Raw genomic sequence first — 16,066 nt, 5'->3', positions numbered from 1 at the left:
ATGTTCACAGCACAGAACAAGGCACGATTCGCCGTCAGTGCGGTCGCGGTCGGAGCGCTCGTCGCTCTGGCAGGGTGCGCGACCACTGATCCGACGGGCCCGTCGGAGCCGGCCGAGGGCACCGGTGAGACCATCGTCATCGGGTCGTTCGCCTTCCCCGAGAGCGAGATCCTCGCGGAGATGTACGCGATCGCTCTCGAGGAAGCAGGGTTCGACGTCGAGACGGCGCTGAATCTCGGGCCGCGACAGGCGACGATTCCCGCGCTCGAGGACGGATCGATCGACCTCATGCCCGAGTACAACGGCAATCTCCTGTTCTTCTACGACACCGAGAACGAGGCTCGATCGACGGAAGAGGTTGATGCGGCGCTCGCCGAGATCGTGCCCGACGGCTTCCAGGTGCTCGACTCGTCTCCCGCTCAAGACAAGGACGCCTACGTGGTCACGCGCGCCAAGGCCGACGAGTTCGGCCTGGTAGAGATCGGCGACCTGAGCGCACTCGAACCGTTCGCTCTCGGAGCCAATCCGCAGTTCGGCGAGCTCGGGTACGGCATTCCGGGGCTCGCCTCGGTGTACGGCGTGACCGACGTCGAGTTCGTCCCGATCGAGGACTTCGGCGGACCGGACACGGTGCGTGCGCTCGTCGACGACGCCGTGCAGGTCGCCGACATCTACACGACGTCGCCCGCGATCACGGCCGAGGATCTCGTGGTACTGGAGGATCCCCTCAACCTCATCGCCGCGCAGAACGTGCTCCCGTTGCTCAACTCGGCCGTGTACAGCGACGAGCTCGCGGCCGTGCTCAATGAGATCTCCGCAGCCCTCTCGACGGAGGACCTCATCGCCCTCCGTGATCGGGTCGAAGGCGACGAGAACGTGCAGGCCTCGGTCGCCGCGCGCGACTGGCTCGAGGAAAAGGGTCTGATCTAGCCTCCTTCCACGCTCGATCTGCCGCGTATACCGGGAAGCCCCACGTCACGGTGGCTTCCCGGTATGCGTTTCCTCACGCCAAGGGAGCCCGACAGTTGTAGTCTGAGGCGACAACTTCACACTCGGCCGCAACGTCGGGCGGGAGAGCGCGAGCCACAGCAGCACGGCCGCGCACCGAAGGAGCAAGCCTCCCCGCCAATCTCTCAGGTCATCCGTACCGCTCGACCAGGCCACTCTGAAAAGCAGGAGCGCGCTCGCGCCTCCTCGCCCACGGTGAAAGCGCCGCCCGTGCATCTCGGGCGCGTGAAACTCTCAGGCTCATGACAGAGGGGGAGTTCCACCGACCCGACGTGTCAGGAGAACTCCGTGTCAGACACCACCCCTCTCGCACCGATGCAGAGATCACCGCTGCACGACGAGCATCTCGCCCTGGGGGCGTCCTTCACGGGCTTCGCGGGCTGGCAGATGCCCGTGCGCTACAGCAGCGACCTCGCCGAGCACGCCGCCGTGCGCACCGCCGCGGGGCTCTTCGACCTCTCGCACATGGCTGAGATCTCCGTCACGGGAGCTGATGCGGGCGCCTTCCTCGACGTCGCGCTCGCGGGGCGGCTGTCGACACTGCCCCTGCTCAAGGCGAAGTACTCGCTCTTGCTCGACGAGAGCGGTGGCATCATCGACGACCTCATCGTCTACGCGAGCGCCGATGCCGAGTACCTCGTGGTGGCCAACGCGAGCAACCGCCATGCCGTCGAGGAGGCACTTCTCGACCGGCAGGCCGACTTCGAGGTGCAGCTCGCCGATCTGACCGAGCAGCTCTCGCTCATCGCCGTGCAGGGCCCGGCGGCGCGCGCGATCCTCGAGCAGACGGAGGGGCTCGAGATCAGCGACGAGCTCTCACGTGGCCGCACACTCGACAGCCTCGGCTACTACGCCGCGATGGGTATGACGTGGGCCGGCGGCGCCGTCTTCATCGCGCGCACGGGCTACACGGGCGAGGACGGCTTCGAGCTGTACCTCGACAACGCCGACGCACCCTCCCTGTGGCGGGCCATCCTCGCCGCGGGCGAGCCGAACGGCCTCGTGCCCTGCGGGCTCGCCGCGCGCGACACCCTGCGCCTCGAGGCGGGCATGCCGCTCTACGGTCACGAGTTGAGCCGCGACATCCTGCCCGTGCAGGCGGGCCTCGGCCGCGTCGTCGCCGTCGACAAGCCGCGCTTCGTCGGCAAGTCGGCGGTCGAGGCCGGCCCCGCCGCCGACGCGCGCGTGCTCGTAGGCCTGCGCACCGAGGGCCGTCGCGCCCCGCGCGCCGACTACCCGGTGCTGGCGGGCGACACCGAGGTGGGCGTCGTCACGAGCGGCGCGCTGTCGCCCACGCTGGGGTACCCGATCGCGATGGCCTTCGTGCACCCCGATCACCAGACGCCGGGCACCGTGCTCGACGTCGACGTGCGCGGCACCCGCGTGCCCGCGACCGTCGTTGCCCTTCCCTTCTATCGAAAAGAGGCGTGAGCCATGAGCGTTCCCGACGAGCTGCAGTACACCGCCGAGCACGAGTGGGTGCGCCTCGACGGCGACATCGCGACGGTCGGCATCACGCAGTATGCCGCCGACGCGCTCGGCGACGTCGTCTATGTCGAGCTGCCGGCTGTCGGTGCGGCGCTCACCTCGGGCGCGATCGTCGGCGAGGTCGAGTCGACCAAGTCGGTCGGCGAGCTCTACGCGCCGCTCGACGGCGAGGTCGTCGAGGCGAATCAGGGTGTGGTCGACGCGCCAGAGTCGATCAACTCCGATCCCTATGGCGAGGGCTGGCTCGTGAAGCTGCGCGTGAGCGAGCCGCCGACCCTCCTGACCGCCGACGAGTACCGCACACTCATCAGTGCCTGACCGGCGCACCGCATCAGCCCTTTACGCACTCGACCCCTGGGAGCCTCGACACCTGTGAGCCACGCCTTCGCCGACCGTCACATCGGCCTCGACACCGACGCCCGCCAGCTCATGCTCGACGCCCTCGGGTACCCCGACCTCGCATCGATGATGGATGCGGCCGTACCCACCGCCATCCGCCAGTCGAGCCCGCTGCGCACGTTGCCCGAACCGGCGTCGGAGGCCGAGGTGCTCGCCGAGTTGCGCGCGATCGCCGACCACAACACCGTGCGGCGCTCGCTCATCGGGCAGGGCTACTACGGCACGTTCACCCCCGCGGTGATTCAGCGCAACGTCTTCGAGAACCCCAGTTGGTACACGGCCTATACGCCGTACCAGCCCGAGATCTCGCAGGGGCGCCTCGAGGCACTGCTGAACTTCCAGACCATGGTCGCCGACCTCACGAGGCTGCACACCGCGAATGCGTCGATGCTCGACGAGGCCACGGCCGTCGTTGAGGGCATGCTCCTCGCCCGCCGGGTGTCGAAGAGCGCGTCGAATCTCTTCCTGGTCGATAGCGACCTCTTCGCGCAGACGCGCGCCGTTCTCGACGGGCGCGCGGAAGCGCTCGGGCTCGACCTCGAGTACCTGCCGCTCGCCGAGACCGACCGGGCCGACCTGCCGGAGGCCTTCGGCGTCTTCGTGCAGTACCCGGCCGCATCCGGTCGCGTGTGGGATCCCTCCGCGGTCATCGCCCGCGTGAAGGAGCACGGCGGCCTCGCGGTCGTGGCCGCCGACCTCCTCGCGCTGACGCTTCTGACCCCACCCGGCGAGCACGGTGCCGACGTCGCTGTCGGCACGACGCAGCGCTTCGGCGTGCCGATGGGATTCGGCGGCCCTCACGCGGGCTACCTCGCCGTGCGCGAGGGGCTCGAGCGGCAGCTGCCCGGCCGACTCGTGGGCGTCTCGAAGGACGCCGACGGCAAGCCCGCCTACCGGCTCACGCTCCAGACGCGTGAGCAGCACATCCGCCGCGACAAGGCGACGAGCAATATCTGCACGGCGCAAGTACTGCTCGCCGTCATGGCATCGATGTATGGCGTCTACCACGGGCCCGACGGGCTGCGCCGGATCGCCGAGCGCGTGCACGATCAGGCGTCGACGCTCGCGGCGCTCCTGCGCGGGGCCGACTACGCGGTGGCGCACGAGGCCTTCTTCGACACCCTCGAGATCAGCGCCCCCGGGCGAGCCCGCGAGCTCGTGGCGGCAGCGCGCGAGCGCGACCTGCTGCTGTGGCAGGTCGATGACGACACCATCCGGTTGAGCGTCGATGAGACGACGGAGGCAGTGCTGCCCGACGTGGTGAGCGTGTTCGGGCTCGAGTCAGACTGGGCGATGGTGTTCGACAGTGCGATCCCCTCGAGCCTGCGCCGGGCATCCGCGTACATGGAGCACCCGGTGTTCCACGCCCACCGCAGCGAGACCGCCATGATGCGCTACCTCAAGCGCCTCGCCGACCGCGACTACGCGCTCGACCGCGGCATGATCCCGCTGGGGTCGTGCACCATGAAGCTCAACGCCGCGACCGAGATGGCCGCCGTGAGCTGGCCCGAGTTCAACGGCCTGCACCCCTTCGCGCCGCTCGACGACGTGCAGGGCTCGCTCGTCATGATCGGCATGCTCGAAGACTGGCTCGCCGAACTCACCGGCTACGACGCCGTCTCACTGCAGCCCAACGCCGGCAGCCAAGGCGAGCTCGCCGGTCTGCTCGCCATCCGCGGCTACCACCGGTCGCGAGGCGACGATCACCGCACGGTCTGTCTGATCCCGTCGAGCGCGCACGGCACGAACGCGGCCTCGGCCGTCCTCGCCGGGATGCGCGTCGTCGTCGTCGCCACGACCGGCAGCGGCGACGTCGATCTCGACGACCTGCGCGCCAAGCTCGCCGAGCACGGCGATGAGCTCGCCGCGCTCATGATCACCTACCCCTCGACGCACGGTGTGTACGAGCACGACGTCAAGGACGTCACGGCCGCCGTCCACGAGGCAGGCGGCCAGGTCTACGTCGACGGCGCGAACCTCAACGCCCTGCTCGGCTACGCGCGCTTCGGCGACCTCGGCGGCGACGTCAGCCATCTCAACCTTCACAAGACCTTCTGCATCCCCCACGGCGGTGGAGGCCCCGGAGTGGGGCCCGTCGCCGCCAAGGCGCACCTGGCCGCGTTCCTCCCCGGCCACCCGCTGGCCCAGATGGAGGCGCACCCGCCCTTCGACATGCGCACCGGCTCCGTCGGTACTGTCGTGCACCGCGGGGCGCCCGTCTCGGCCGCGCCCTACGGCAGCGCGAGCATCCTGCCGATCTCCTGGGCCTACGCCCGCCTCATGGGCGCTGAGGGCCTCACGGAGGCCACGGCGACCGCCGTCCTCGCCGCGAACTACATCGCCCTGCGCCTGCGCGAGCACTATCCCGTGCTCTACGCCGGCGAGAACGGTCTCGTCGCCCACGAGTGCATCCTCGACCTGCGGCCGCTGCGCGAAACCACAGGTGTGACCGTCGACGACGTCGCCAAGCGCCTCATCGACTACGGGTTCCATGCGCCCACCATGTCGTTCCCCGTGGCCGGCACTCTCATGGTCGAGCCGACCGAGTCGGAGGATCTCGCCGAGCTTGAGCGGTTCATCCAGGCGATGATCGCCATCAGGCACGAAGCCGACGCGGTCGCCGCGGGGGAGTGGCCCGCCAGCGACAACCCGCTCGTGAACGCGCCGCACACCGCCGAGAGCGTCATCGTCGGCGAGTGGGAGCACCCCTACTCGCGCGAGCTCGCCAGCTACCCGGCCACGCTCGCCGGCTCCACCGTCGACGGCGGGTTCGGCGCGACGCGCGCCGACAAGTACTGGCCGCCCGTGCGCCGCGTCGACCAGGCCTACGGCGACCGCAACGTCGCCTGCTCCTGCCCGCCGGTGGAGGCATTCGCCTAAAGGCGATTGCCTCCACCGGCATCCCGCTGTGCTTGTCTGGCGCGCCTGCGGCGCGACGGGAGCGCCTTTGCTGAGTAGTTTCCGCGCAGCCCGCTAGGCGGGGATGCCGAAGAGGTCGGGGAAGGCCGCGGCGGTGGCCGGGTAGCCGACGAAGACCGCCGCATTGATCGCGGTGTGGGCCACGATGAGAGGGGCCACGCGGCCGGTGCGCGTGTACAACCATCCGAAGAGGATGCCCATGGCCACGTTGCCGACGAACGCACCGAAGCCCTGGTAGAGGTGGTAGGTGCCGCGCAGCAGGGCGCTCGTGAGGATGATCGCCCAGGGGCTCCAGCGCAGGTCGCGCAGTCGGGCGAACAGGTACCCGACGGCGATGAGCTCCTCGACGAGGCCTGCGCGCAGTGCCGCGAGCAGCAGCACGGGAACCGTCCACCAGTACTCGTCGAGCGCGGTGGGCACGACCGTCACCGTGAGCCCCAGACCACGCCCGGCGAGGTAGAGACCGAGCCCGGGCACGCCCACGAGGAGGGCGATCCCCAGCCCGTCGCGGAGGTCGCGCCATGGCCGCGTCGCGTCGAGCCCCAAGCGGTGCAGGTGGGGTCGCGCCGCACTCCACAGCAGCCACGCGACGAGCGCGACGGGCACCAGGCCGAACGCGATGCTGAGCAACTGGTAGACGAGGTCGAAGATCTCCCGGCTGTCGCGCGAGGCATTGATGGTGGCGGTCTGCTGCGAGAGGGGAACCTCCCGCGTGAGTCGGTTGGTGATCGCGACGATCGAGTAGACGGCGCTCGCACCGAGGGAGAGGCCCAGCACGAGCAAGATCTCGATGCGCACGCGAGCGCGGGTGAGGGGAGCGATCTCGAGACCGTCGGGGCGGGGCTGATCAGTCATGGGTACGTCGTGGTGGTCGGGCGGGGTTCCCCGAGCAACAGCAAGCGCGCAAACGCGCACTTTGTGGACATGCCCCAACGCGGGGTGGACAACACGGTCTGTTCTTTGGCGCAAACCACCAGGGCAACTCCTCGCTCCTCAGCCACCGGATTGGCGGGCATCACGGAAATCATCAACGATGCGCCGTCGGACGCAAAATATCTGCATCAAGCGGCGCTTTCGCGCACGAAAACAGTAGTCGCGACGATTTTCCGCGCACATCGTTACTGGTGTGTAACGAATGCCGCGCCGGTTTGGCTCCGATGATTCAGCCTCTCTAGGGTCAGATCCAATACGCGTGCGCGCCCGACCGCAAGTCGGTGCTGCACGTATCCATCTTGCACAGGAGGAAAATTGCGAAACAGCAGAATCGGGGCCTCAGTGGCCACGGTCGCGGCGAGCGCTCTCGTACTCTCGGCTTGCGCAGCGCCGCAGTCCGAGGTCGTCGAGGGTAGCTCCATCAGCGTCGCGTGGAACCAGGCGTTTTACTCGTACAACCCCGACACGTCGTTCGGCAACGCCACGGCCAACGCGAACATCGTGTACATGTCCAACTCGGGCTTCAACTACTACAACAACGAGCCCGCGCTCGTGCGTGACGAGTCCTTCGGCACCTACGAGATCGTCTCCGAGGACCCGCTGACGGTCCAGTACACGATCAACGACGACACGCAGTGGTCCGACGGCACCGAGGTCGACGCCGCAGACATGCTCCTCGCGTGGGTCGCGAACTCGGGCGTTCTCAACACGCCCGACTTCGACCCGAGCGAGTTCACCGACCCCGACACCGGTGAGTTCACCGACGAGTACCCGACCGACGTCGTCTTCTTCGACGGCTCCATCGGTTCGGGCCTCGAGCTCGTCTCGCAGACTCCCGAGATCGATGGCAAGACCATCACGCTCGTGTACGACGACTTCTTCGTCGATTGGGAGCTCGTCTTCGACGTCGGCATGCCGGCCCACATCACCGCGGGCAAGGCTCTCGAGATCGAGGACCCGGCCGAGGCCAAGCAGGCGCTCATCGACGCCGTGCAGAACAACGACACCGAGGCGCTCGCCGCGATCTCGTCGTTCTGGAACTCGGGATTCAACTTCAGCGAGATGCCGGAGGACACCGATCTCGTCGTCGGCAGCGGCCCGTACACGATCACGGACTTCGTGGCCGACCAGTACATCACGCTGACCGCCAACGAGAACTACCGTGGCGACAACCTGCCCGAGATCGAAGAGATCACGGTGCGGTTCATTCCTGACCCGCTCGCCGCCGTGCAGGCGCTCGCCAACGGCGAGGTCGACATCATCAGCCCCCAGGCCACGGCCGACGTTGCGGACGCCCTCGCGGCGCTCGACGGCGTGACCGTCCTCGGTGGCGAAGAGGCTGTCTACGAGCACGTCGACCTCACCTTCGCGGACTCGAAGAACGGCACGTTCGACGACCCGCTCCTGCGCGAGGCCTTCCTCAAGACGATCCCGCGTCAGCAGATCGTCGACACGCTCATCGTTCCGCTCAACCCCGAGGCCGAGGTGCGCAACTCGCAGCTCTTCCTCCCGGGTGCGCCCGGCTACGACGAGACCGTCGAGAACAACGGCATGCAGGCGAACTTCGGAGAGGTCGACATCGCGGGCGCTCAGGCGCTCATCGCTGAGGCCGGCGTCACCGACCCCGCGGTCTGCATCCTGTACGCGTCGAACAACCCGCGTCGTGTCAACGAGTTCGCCCTCATTCAGGCCTCGGCCACCGAGGCCGGCTTCGTGGTCGAGGACTGCGGCAGCCCCGAGTGGGGTGGCCTGCTCGGCACGCCGGGCGCGTACGACGCGACCTTCTTCGGATGGCAGTCGACGAGCCTCGGTGTGACCAACAGCTCGGCGACCTTCCGCTCGGACGGCATCAACAACTTCAGCAAGTACAACAACGCTGAGGTCGACGAGCTGCTGAGCCAGCTGGACGTGACCCTCGACCCCGAGGAGCAGATCGACATCCAGCTGCAGATCGACAAGCTGCTGATGGACGACTTCTACGGTCTCACCATCTTCCAGTTCCCTGGCGTCACCGCCTACTCGGACCGCGTGGAGAACGTGAACCCGGGCCCGCTGTCCCCGACGATCTTCTGGAACGTCTGGGACTGGGCACCGACCGAGAACAACTAGTCGGCAGCAGCACCACCGACTGACTCGCGTCAGTCCTCAGTGCGGGCGCTGGAATCGCTTCGGCGGTTCCAGCGCCCCGCGCTGAGGGTGCCCCAGGGATTCTGAACAGGTAGGGTGCCAGTTCCATGGCCACATTCGTCGTCCGGCGACTCATCGCCTCAGTCTTCGTGCTTCTCGCGGCGACGTTCCTCATGTACAACCTCGTGGCGTTCTCGGGCGATCCGCTCGAAGACCTCCGAGCGAGCAACGCTCCCAACAAGGAGCAGCTCATCGAGTCGCGCACGCGGCTCCTGAACCTCGATGTCGTGCCGCCGTTGCGCTACTTCATCTGGTTCTTCGGCATTCTGCGTCTCGACTTCGGCATCAGCGTGCAGGGCCGCGATGTCAACGCGATGCTCGAGCAGGCCATCGGCGCCACTCTGCAGCTCGTGACCGTCGCGACGGTCGTCGCGATCATCCTCGGTCTCGTCGTCGGAATCACGACGGCGCTGCGTCAGTACAGCGGCTACGACTACACGGTCACCTTCATCTCCTTCCTGTTCTTCTCGCTCCCCATCTTCTGGGTGGCCGTGCTGCTCAAGCAGTACATCGCGATCGGCTTCAACGACTTCCTCCAGGATGATCCGCAGTTGCCGGTCTGGGTCATCGCGCTCCTGGCCACCGCGTCGGGGCTCCTCTGGGCGTCGATCATCCCGGGGGCGTTGAGGCGCAAGATTACGACGTTCGTCATCGCGGTCGGCGCGACCGTCTCGATCCTCGTGATCATGAACCTCGTCGACTGGTTCACCGTGCCGGGCCTCACGATCGTCGGTGTCGCCATCGTCGCGATCGGCTCGGCAGTCGGCATGACGCTGCTCATCACCGGGCTCCAGAACCGACGCGCTCTGCGTGCCGCGCTCGTGACCGCCGGCATCGGGCTCGCCGTGTACTTCCCGTTCCAGTTCTACTTCTCGTTCTTCATCACAGAGTGGTGGATGCTCGTCCTCCTCGGTCTCGCGACGGTCGGTGCCAGCATGCTCGTCGGTCGCCTCATGGGCGGTCATGACCGCGCCCCCGTCATGCGCATCACAGCATTCACGGGAGTCCTCACGGCGCTCGCGATCCTTCTCGACCGCTTCATGATCGTGTGGGACGACTACGTCTCGTCGGGCCGCATCCGCGGCAGGCCGATCGCGACGATCGGCTCGTCGACCCCCGGGCTCGAGGGCTCCATCTGGGTCGAGGGCGTCGACATCTACACCCACCTGCTGCTGCCCACGATCGCGCTCATCCTCATCTCGTTCGCGACCTACACGCGCTACTCGCGCGCGAGCCTGCTCGAAGTCATGAACCAGGACTACATCCGCACGGCGAGGGCCAAGGGCCTCAACGAGCGCACGGTCGTCGTGCGTCACGCCTTCCGCAACGCCCTCATCCCCATCGCGACGATCGTCGCCTTCGATATCGGCGGAATCGTCGGTGGCGCTGTCATCACCGAGACGGTATTCGGGTGGACCGGCATGGGCCAGCTCTTCATCAACGGCCTCAACCAGGTTGACCCGAACCCCGTGATGGCCTTCTTCGTCGTAGTCGGCGGTCTCGCGATCCTCTTCAACCTGATCGCCGACCTCGCTTATGCCGCTCTCGATCCGCGAATCCGGGTGTCCTGATGACCACTGAACCGTCTCCGAAGCCGGGCGACGCCTCGACGGGCGTGACCGACGCCGAGAACTCGATCGAGCTCAAGGAGGTCGAGGGCCTCAGCCAGGGCCAGATCGTCCGCCGACGCTTCTTCCGTCACCGCGGCGCCGTGATCTCGATGATCGTGCTCGCGTTCATCATCGTGCTCGCCTTCAGCGCCGTGGGATTCGACTTCGCGGTGTTCGACCTCGCGATCAAGACCGCCGGGTGGTGGCAGTGGACCTGGACGGCGATCCCCACTCCCCAGAACGGCGGAGCGCCGACGCTCAGCCTCGTGCCGGAGTTCCTCGGCGGTGACGGCATCCGCATCGGCGATCACCCCTTCGGTCAGGACGAGATCGGCCGCGACATCTTCGCGGTCGTCATGCGGGGCACCCAGCAGTCCGTCGTCATCATGGTCGTCGTCGGACTCATCGCTACCGCGATCGGCACCGTCATCGGCGCGATCGCGGGCTACTACCGCGGCTGGGTCGACTCGGTGCTCATGCGCTTCACCGACATCATCATCACGATCCCGCTCATCGTGGTCGGCGCCGTCCTCGGCCTGGCCTTCGGACGACTCGGTGCCTTCGTGCTCGCGATCATCATCGGTCTCTTCACGTGGACGGGCCTCGCTCGACTCGTGCGCGCCGAGGTGCTGAGCCTGCGCGAGCGCGAATTCGTCGATGCCGCGCGCGTGGCGGGGGCGAGCGACCGCCGCATCATCTTCAAGCACATCCTGCCCAACGCGATCGGCGTCATTATCGTCAACACGACGCTGCTCATGGCGGCGGCGATCCTGCTGGAGACGGCACTGAGCTTCCTCGGCTACGGCGTGCAGCCGCCCGACACGTCGCTCGGGCGCATCATCAGCGAGAACCAGGCCGCCTTCGCGACGCGGCCGTGGCTGTTCTGGTGGCCAGGCGTCTTCATCATCGCGATCGCCCTGTGCATCAACTTCATCGGCGACGGGCTGCGCGACGCGTTCGACCCGCGCCAGAAGCGGCTTCCGAACGCGCGCAAGCTCGTCAAGCAGAACCGCGAGTCGCTCCAGCGCGCGACGACCGCGGGCGTCACGCGCGGTGCGGGCTTCCAGGCGGGCGGCACGGCGGTCGGCGGCGTCGGCCCCTCGGTCGATACAGACAAGGACGACCGACCTGGCCGGAGCGGGAGCTCATCGTGATGCTCGCCTCAGTGCGCGTCAGGCGCATGTCGATCGGTCGAGAAGCGACGGTGCGCCGACTAGACCGCGAGGCCCAGGATGCCCAGCGCGCCGAGCGCGCTCATCACGGCGATCGTCGTCGGGTGCCACGTGCGCCGCAGGCTGCCGGGCTCGAGCGGACCGTCGAGCAGTCCATCGTCGCGCAGCTCCTCCCACCAGCGGCGGATGTGGTTGGCAGCGGCGCCGCTCTCGCTCGAGAGGGTGTCGCCCGGCCGGATCGAGCCCGCGACGCGAGCGGATTCGCTCACGCGCGTGTCCTCCGGGTTGAGCGTGAAGACCGTGAAGCGGCCCGATGCGGGCGCCGCCCACGCTTCGATGCGCCCAGCGGGCGTCGTGAGGGTGAGCGCGTACTTCGTGTCGACGATCTGAATGGCCTGCCACGGCACGACCCACGTGCTCAGGGGGTTGCGCACCACTACGGCGTGCTCGAGCACATCGACTCGAGGAAGCCAGAAGAGGGCGACAGCCAGCACGGCGAGAAGCACGAACCACGAGCCGAAGCGCACGAGCCCCGCGAGATCGCCCGCCACCACGAAGCTCGCGAGGCACACGAGCGCGATCGCGATCATGGCGATCGTGATGACGCGCCCGAAGGCGGGGCGGAAGCTCGCGGGCTGAAGGCGCATGACGCCAGTTTCTCAGACTCACCCCGCTCGTCAGGATCGCGCACTGCGCGAGCAAGGAAGGACCCCTCGTGACCCCCACCGCACCCGCCGATGTCGAGACCGTGCTCGAGGTCGCCGATCTCGGCGTCGACTTCTGGGTCGACGGCGAGTACTACCCGGCGGCGGTCGGCCTCACCTACAGCGTCCGCCGCGGCGAGGTGCTCGCGATCGTCGGCGAGTCCGGCTCGGGCAAGAGCTCGAGCTCGATGGCGCTCCTCGGCCTGCTGCCTCCGACTGCGCGCGTCACCGGCTCGATCCAGCTGCTCGAGCGCGAACTCGCCGGGCTCGGTGCCAACGAGCTGCGCAAGGTGCGCGGCAGCGAGATCGCCGTCATCTTCCAGGAGCCCATGACGGCCCTCAACCCCGTCTACACGGTGGGCTTCCAGATCGTCGAGACCCTTCGGACGCACTTCGACCTCACACCCGCCCAGGCCAAAGAACGGTCGATCGAGCTGCTCGACAAGGTCGACATGCCCGACCCGGGCACGGCGTTCCACAAGTACCCGCACCAGCTCTCCGGCGGCCAGCGGCAGCGCGCCATGATCGCGCAGGCGATCTCGTGCGACCCGGTGCTGCTCATCGCCGACGAGCCCACGACCGCGCTCGATGTCACGGTCCAGGCCGAGATCCTCGAGCTGCTGCGTAGCCTGCGCACGCGCCTCGACTCGGCGATCGTGCTCATCACGCACGACATGGGCGTCGTCGCCGACCTTGCCGACTCGATCATGGTCATGAAGGATGGCGAAGCAGTCGAGCAGGGAACCGCTCTCGACATCTTCCAGAAGCCGCAGCATCCCTACACCCAGTCACTCCTCGCCTCCGTTCCGCACCTGGGCGTCAACCTCACGGAGGAGGGCTCTCGCGCCGGCACGACGCGAACAGCCGAGCCCGTGCTCTCGTTCCAGAGCGTCTCGATCGAGTACCCCAAGCGCGGTCGAGTACCCGCCTTCCTCGCCGCCGACGAGATCAATCTGGAGGTCTTCCCCGGCGAGATCGTCGGGCTCGTGGGGGAGTCCGGCTCGGGCAAGACGACCCTCGGGCGCGCGGCGGTCGGCCTTCTGCCGATCAAGCAGGGCCGACTCGTCTCGGCGGGTCTCGACATCTCGACCGCGAACGCTCGCGATCTGAGGCCGCTGCGCCGCAAGGCCGGCATCGTCTTCCAGGACCCCGGGTCGAGCCTCAACCCGCGCATGCCGATCGGCGAGAGCATCGGCGAACCGCTCTACCTCGCTGGCGAGGCGAAAGGGTCAGAGCTCGACGCGCGCGTGGAAGACCTGCTCGACTCCGTGGAGCTGCCGCGCAGCTACCGCAACCGCTACCCTCACGAACTCTCGGGTGGCCAGCGCCAGCGCGTCGGCATCGCCCGCGCCCTCGCGCTCACTCCCGAGCTTCTCGTCGCGGACGAGCCCACGAGCGCCCTCGACGTGTCGGTGCAGGCACGGTTCCTCGACCTGCTCCAGGAGCTTCAGCAGAGACTGCAGTTCGCCTGTCTGTTCATCAGCCACGACCTCGCCGTGGTCGATATCCTGGCGCACCGTATCGCGGTCATGCATCGCGGTAGACTCGTGGAGCAGGGTTCGCGCGATCAGATTCTGCGCAATCCCCAGGACCCCTACACTCAGCGCCTCATCGCCGCTGTTCCCCTGCCCGATCCAGTGGCGCAGCGGGAGCGTCGAGAGCAGCGCGCAGCAACCAAGGACTGATTCACCATGGCACTCGCCACCCGCACCGACCTGCGCAACGTGGCGATCGTCGCCCACGTCGACCACGGCAAGACCACCCTCGTCGACGCCATGCTGCGGCAGACCGACTCCTTCGCCGCGCACGCTCACCTCGAGGATCGGGCGATGGACTCGAACGATCTCGAGCGCGAGAAGGGCATCACGATCCTCGCCAAGAACACGGCGGTCACCTACAAGGGCAAGCACGCCGAGGGCCAGGAGATCACGATCAACGTGATCGACACCCCCGGCCACGCCGACTTCGGCGGCGAGGTCGAGCGCGGCCTGAGCATGGTCGACGGCGTCGTGCTGCTCGTCGACGCGAGCGAGGGCCCGCTGCCGCAGACCCGCTTCGTGCTGCGCAAGGCGCTCGCCGCCAAGCTCCCGGTCATCCTTCTGGTCAACAAGACCGATCGACCGGATGCCCGCATCGAAGCCGTCGAGGAGGAGACTCACGACCTTCTGCTGGGGTTGGCGAGCGACCTGCAGGACGAGGTGCCCGACCTCGACGTCGACGCGATCCTCGATCTGCCGGTCATCTACGCCTCGGGTCGCGCCGGCGCGGCGAGCCGCAACCGTCCCGCCGACGGCGAGCTTCCCGACAACGACGACCTCGAGCCGCTCTTCGAGGCGATTCTGCAGCACGTCCCGGCGCCGAGCTACGACGACGAGCACCCCCTGCAGGCGCACGTTACGAATCTCGACGCGAGCCCGTTCCTCGGCCGCATCGCCCTGCTGCGCATCTTCAACGGCACGCTCAAGAAGGGCCAGACCGTCGCCTGGGTGCGCCACGACGGCAGCCACACGAACGTGCGCATCACCGAGCTGCTCAAGACGCGCGCGCTCGAGCGCTACCCGGCAGAGTCCGGCTACGCGGGCGACATCGTCGCCGTGGCGGGCATGGACGAGATCACGATCGGCGAGACGATCGCCGACCCCGACGACATCCGGCCGCTGCCGGCGATCACCGTCGACGACCCGGCGATCTCGATGACGATCGGCACCAACACCTCGCCGCTCGTCGGCAAGGTCAAGGGCCACAAGCTCACGGCTCGCATGGTCAAGGATCGCCTGGACCGAGAGCTCATCGGCAACGTGTCGATCCGCGTCGTCGACATCGGGCGTCCCGACGCGTGGGAGGTGCAGGGCCGCGGCGAGCTCGCCCTCGCGATCCTCGTCGAGAACATGCGTCGCGAAGGATTCGAACTCACGGTCGGCAAGCCGCAGGTCGTCACCAAGCAGGTCGACGGCAAGCTCCACGAGCCGTTCGAGGAGCTCACGATCGACGCTCCCGAGGAGTACCTCGGCGCCATCACGCAGCTGCTCGCCTCGCGCCGCGGCCGCATGGAGGGCATGACGAACCACGGCACGGGCTGGGTGCGCATGGAGTTCCTCGTGCCGAGCCGCGGGCTCATCGGCTTCCGCACCGAGTTCCTCACGACCACGCGAGGCACGGGCATCGCGAACGCGATCTTCCACGGCTACGAGGCGTGGGCGGGGTCGATCGTCTCGCGCAACAACGGCTCGATCGTCGCCGACCGTTCGGGTGTCGTGACGAGCAACGCGATGATGACGCTCCAGGAGCGCATGACGTTCTTCGTCAACCCGACCGAAGAGGTCTACGAGGGCATGGTCGTGGGCGAGAACTCGCGCGCCGACGACATGGACGTCAACATCACCAAGGAGAAGAAGCTCAACAACATCCGCTCCTCCACGGCCGAGGAGCTCGAGCGACTGACCCCGCCGCGTCAGCTCACTCTTGAGGAGTGCCTCGAGTTCGCCCGGGAGGACGAGTGCGTCGAGGTGACCCCCGAGAAGGTGCGCATCCGCAAGGTCGAGCTCGACCAGACCCTGCGCGCCCGCGCCGCCTCGCGCCTCAAGAAGCAGAACGCGTGAGCCGAGCATCCCGTCGGTGATGCGTTCGCATCGAATCGACGGGTACC

At 67.8% G+C, this 16,066-nt stretch carries 12 protein-coding genes and 2 riboswitches; of the genes, 10 read left to right on the top strand and 2 right to left on the bottom strand.

What is annotated here, in order from left to right; genetic code table 11:
* From FK219_RS00880 to gcvP, 4 genes are all read left to right on the top strand, one after another.
* Complete coding sequence (locus tag FK219_RS00880; protein WP_152582000.1) at positions 1–930, top strand: ABC transporter substrate-binding protein; 930 nt, start codon at positions 1–3, stop codon at positions 928–930.
* Positions 931–1,059: 129 nt separating this feature from the next.
* Positions 1,060–1,160, top strand: a riboswitch (glycine riboswitch).
* Positions 1,161–1,264: riboswitch (glycine riboswitch) on the top strand.
* 59 nt (positions 1,265–1,323) lie between these two features.
* Positions 1,324–2,439 carry a glycine cleavage system aminomethyltransferase GcvT gene (gcvT, locus tag FK219_RS00875; RefSeq protein WP_152582058.1) on the top strand — a complete coding sequence of 372 codons (1,116 nt, stop codon included), beginning with the start codon at positions 1,324–1,326 and terminating at the stop codon, positions 2,437–2,439.
* Positions 2,440–2,442: 3 nt separating this feature from the next.
* Entirely contained in the window at positions 2,443–2,814 is a 372-nt protein-coding gene (gcvH, locus tag FK219_RS00870) for a glycine cleavage system protein GcvH (RefSeq protein ID WP_152581999.1), read from the top strand.
* Positions 2,815–2,868: 54 nt separating this feature from the next.
* On the top strand, positions 2,869–5,775 hold the full coding sequence (gcvP, locus tag FK219_RS00865) for an aminomethyl-transferring glycine dehydrogenase (RefSeq protein ID WP_152581998.1): 2,907 nt from the start codon (positions 2,869–2,871) through the stop codon (positions 5,773–5,775).
* A gap of 93 nt (positions 5,776–5,868) precedes the next feature.
* On the opposite strand, the gene FK219_RS00860 is transcribed toward gcvP, so the two are convergent.
* Entirely contained in the window at positions 5,869–6,669 is an 801-nt protein-coding gene (locus tag FK219_RS00860; protein ID WP_152581997.1) for a CPBP family intramembrane glutamic endopeptidase, read from the bottom strand.
* Between the two features lie 63 nt (positions 6,670–6,732).
* Here FK219_RS00860 and FK219_RS13380 point away from each other — a divergent pair, with 63 nt between their 5' ends.
* The 4 genes from FK219_RS13380 to FK219_RS00845 all read left to right on the top strand — a co-directional run bounded on the left by FK219_RS13380 (position 6,733) and on the right by FK219_RS00845 (position 11,698).
* Entirely contained in the window at positions 6,733–6,975 is a 243-nt protein-coding gene (locus tag FK219_RS13380) for a hypothetical protein (RefSeq protein ID WP_152581996.1), read from the top strand.
* A gap of 114 nt (positions 6,976–7,089) precedes the next feature.
* Positions 7,090–8,856 carry an ABC transporter family substrate-binding protein gene (locus FK219_RS00855; protein WP_328821548.1) on the top strand — a complete coding sequence of 589 codons (1,767 nt, stop codon included), beginning with the start codon at positions 7,090–7,092 and terminating at the stop codon, positions 8,854–8,856.
* 125 nt (positions 8,857–8,981) lie between these two features.
* Entirely contained in the window at positions 8,982–10,505 is a 1,524-nt protein-coding gene (locus FK219_RS00850; RefSeq protein WP_152581994.1) for an ABC transporter permease, read from the top strand.
* Positions 10,505–11,698 (top strand): ABC transporter permease, encoded by a 1,194-nt coding sequence (locus tag FK219_RS00845; protein ID WP_152581993.1) that lies wholly within the window; start codon positions 10,505–10,507, stop codon positions 11,696–11,698. Before FK219_RS00850 ends, FK219_RS00845 begins: the two co-directional genes overlap by 1 nt.
* Positions 11,699–11,757: 59 nt before the next feature.
* Here FK219_RS00845 and FK219_RS00840 read toward each other — a convergent pair whose 3' ends face one another.
* Positions 11,758–12,363, bottom strand: coding sequence for a PH domain-containing protein (locus FK219_RS00840; protein ID WP_152581992.1), 606 nt, complete (start codon positions 12,361–12,363; stop codon positions 11,758–11,760).
* A 68-nt stretch (positions 12,364–12,431) separates the two neighbouring features.
* On the opposite strand from FK219_RS00840, the gene FK219_RS00835 reads away from it, so the two are divergent.
* Positions 12,432–14,105, top strand: a complete 1,674-nt coding sequence (locus FK219_RS00835) for a dipeptide ABC transporter ATP-binding protein (RefSeq protein WP_165638004.1) — start codon at positions 12,432–12,434, stop codon at positions 14,103–14,105.
* A 6-nt stretch (positions 14,106–14,111) separates the two neighbouring features.
* On the top strand, positions 14,112–16,019 hold the full coding sequence (gene typA, locus FK219_RS00830) for a translational GTPase TypA (RefSeq protein ID WP_152581991.1): 1,908 nt from the start codon (positions 14,112–14,114) through the stop codon (positions 16,017–16,019).
* The last annotated feature ends 47 nt before the right edge of the window (positions 16,020–16,066 follow it).

It is taken from the genome of Microcella pacifica (assembly GCF_009371975.2).
In the GTDB taxonomy this organism is placed as follows: Bacteria; Actinomycetota; Actinomycetes; order Actinomycetales; family Microbacteriaceae; genus Microcella; species Microcella pacifica.
The sequence above is the reverse complement of the archived record's forward strand: the minus strand, read 5'-3'. Positions and strand labels throughout refer to the sequence as shown.

Coding starts and splice junctions, on each gene's coding strand:
- typA (WP_152581991.1), top strand. CDS start 14,112: ATGGCACTCGCCACCCGCACCGACCTGCGCAACGTGGCGATCGTCGCC.
- FK219_RS00845 (WP_152581993.1), top strand. CDS start 10,505: ATGACCACTGAACCGTCTCCGAAGCCGGGCGACGCCTCGACGGGCGTG.
- gcvH (WP_152581999.1), top strand. CDS start 2,443: ATGAGCGTTCCCGACGAGCTGCAGTACACCGCCGAGCACGAGTGGGTG.
- FK219_RS00880 (WP_152582000.1), top strand. CDS start 1: ATGTTCACAGCACAGAACAAGGCACGATTCGCCGTCAGTGCGGTCGCG.
- FK219_RS00860 (WP_152581997.1), bottom strand. CDS start 6,669: ATGACTGATCAGCCCCGCCCCGACGGTCTCGAGATCGCTCCCCTCACC.
- FK219_RS00840 (WP_152581992.1), bottom strand. CDS start 12,363: ATGCGCCTTCAGCCCGCGAGCTTCCGCCCCGCCTTCGGGCGCGTCATC.
- FK219_RS00850 (WP_152581994.1), top strand. CDS start 8,982: ATGGCCACATTCGTCGTCCGGCGACTCATCGCCTCAGTCTTCGTGCTT.
- gcvT (WP_152582058.1), top strand. CDS start 1,324: ATGCAGAGATCACCGCTGCACGACGAGCATCTCGCCCTGGGGGCGTCC.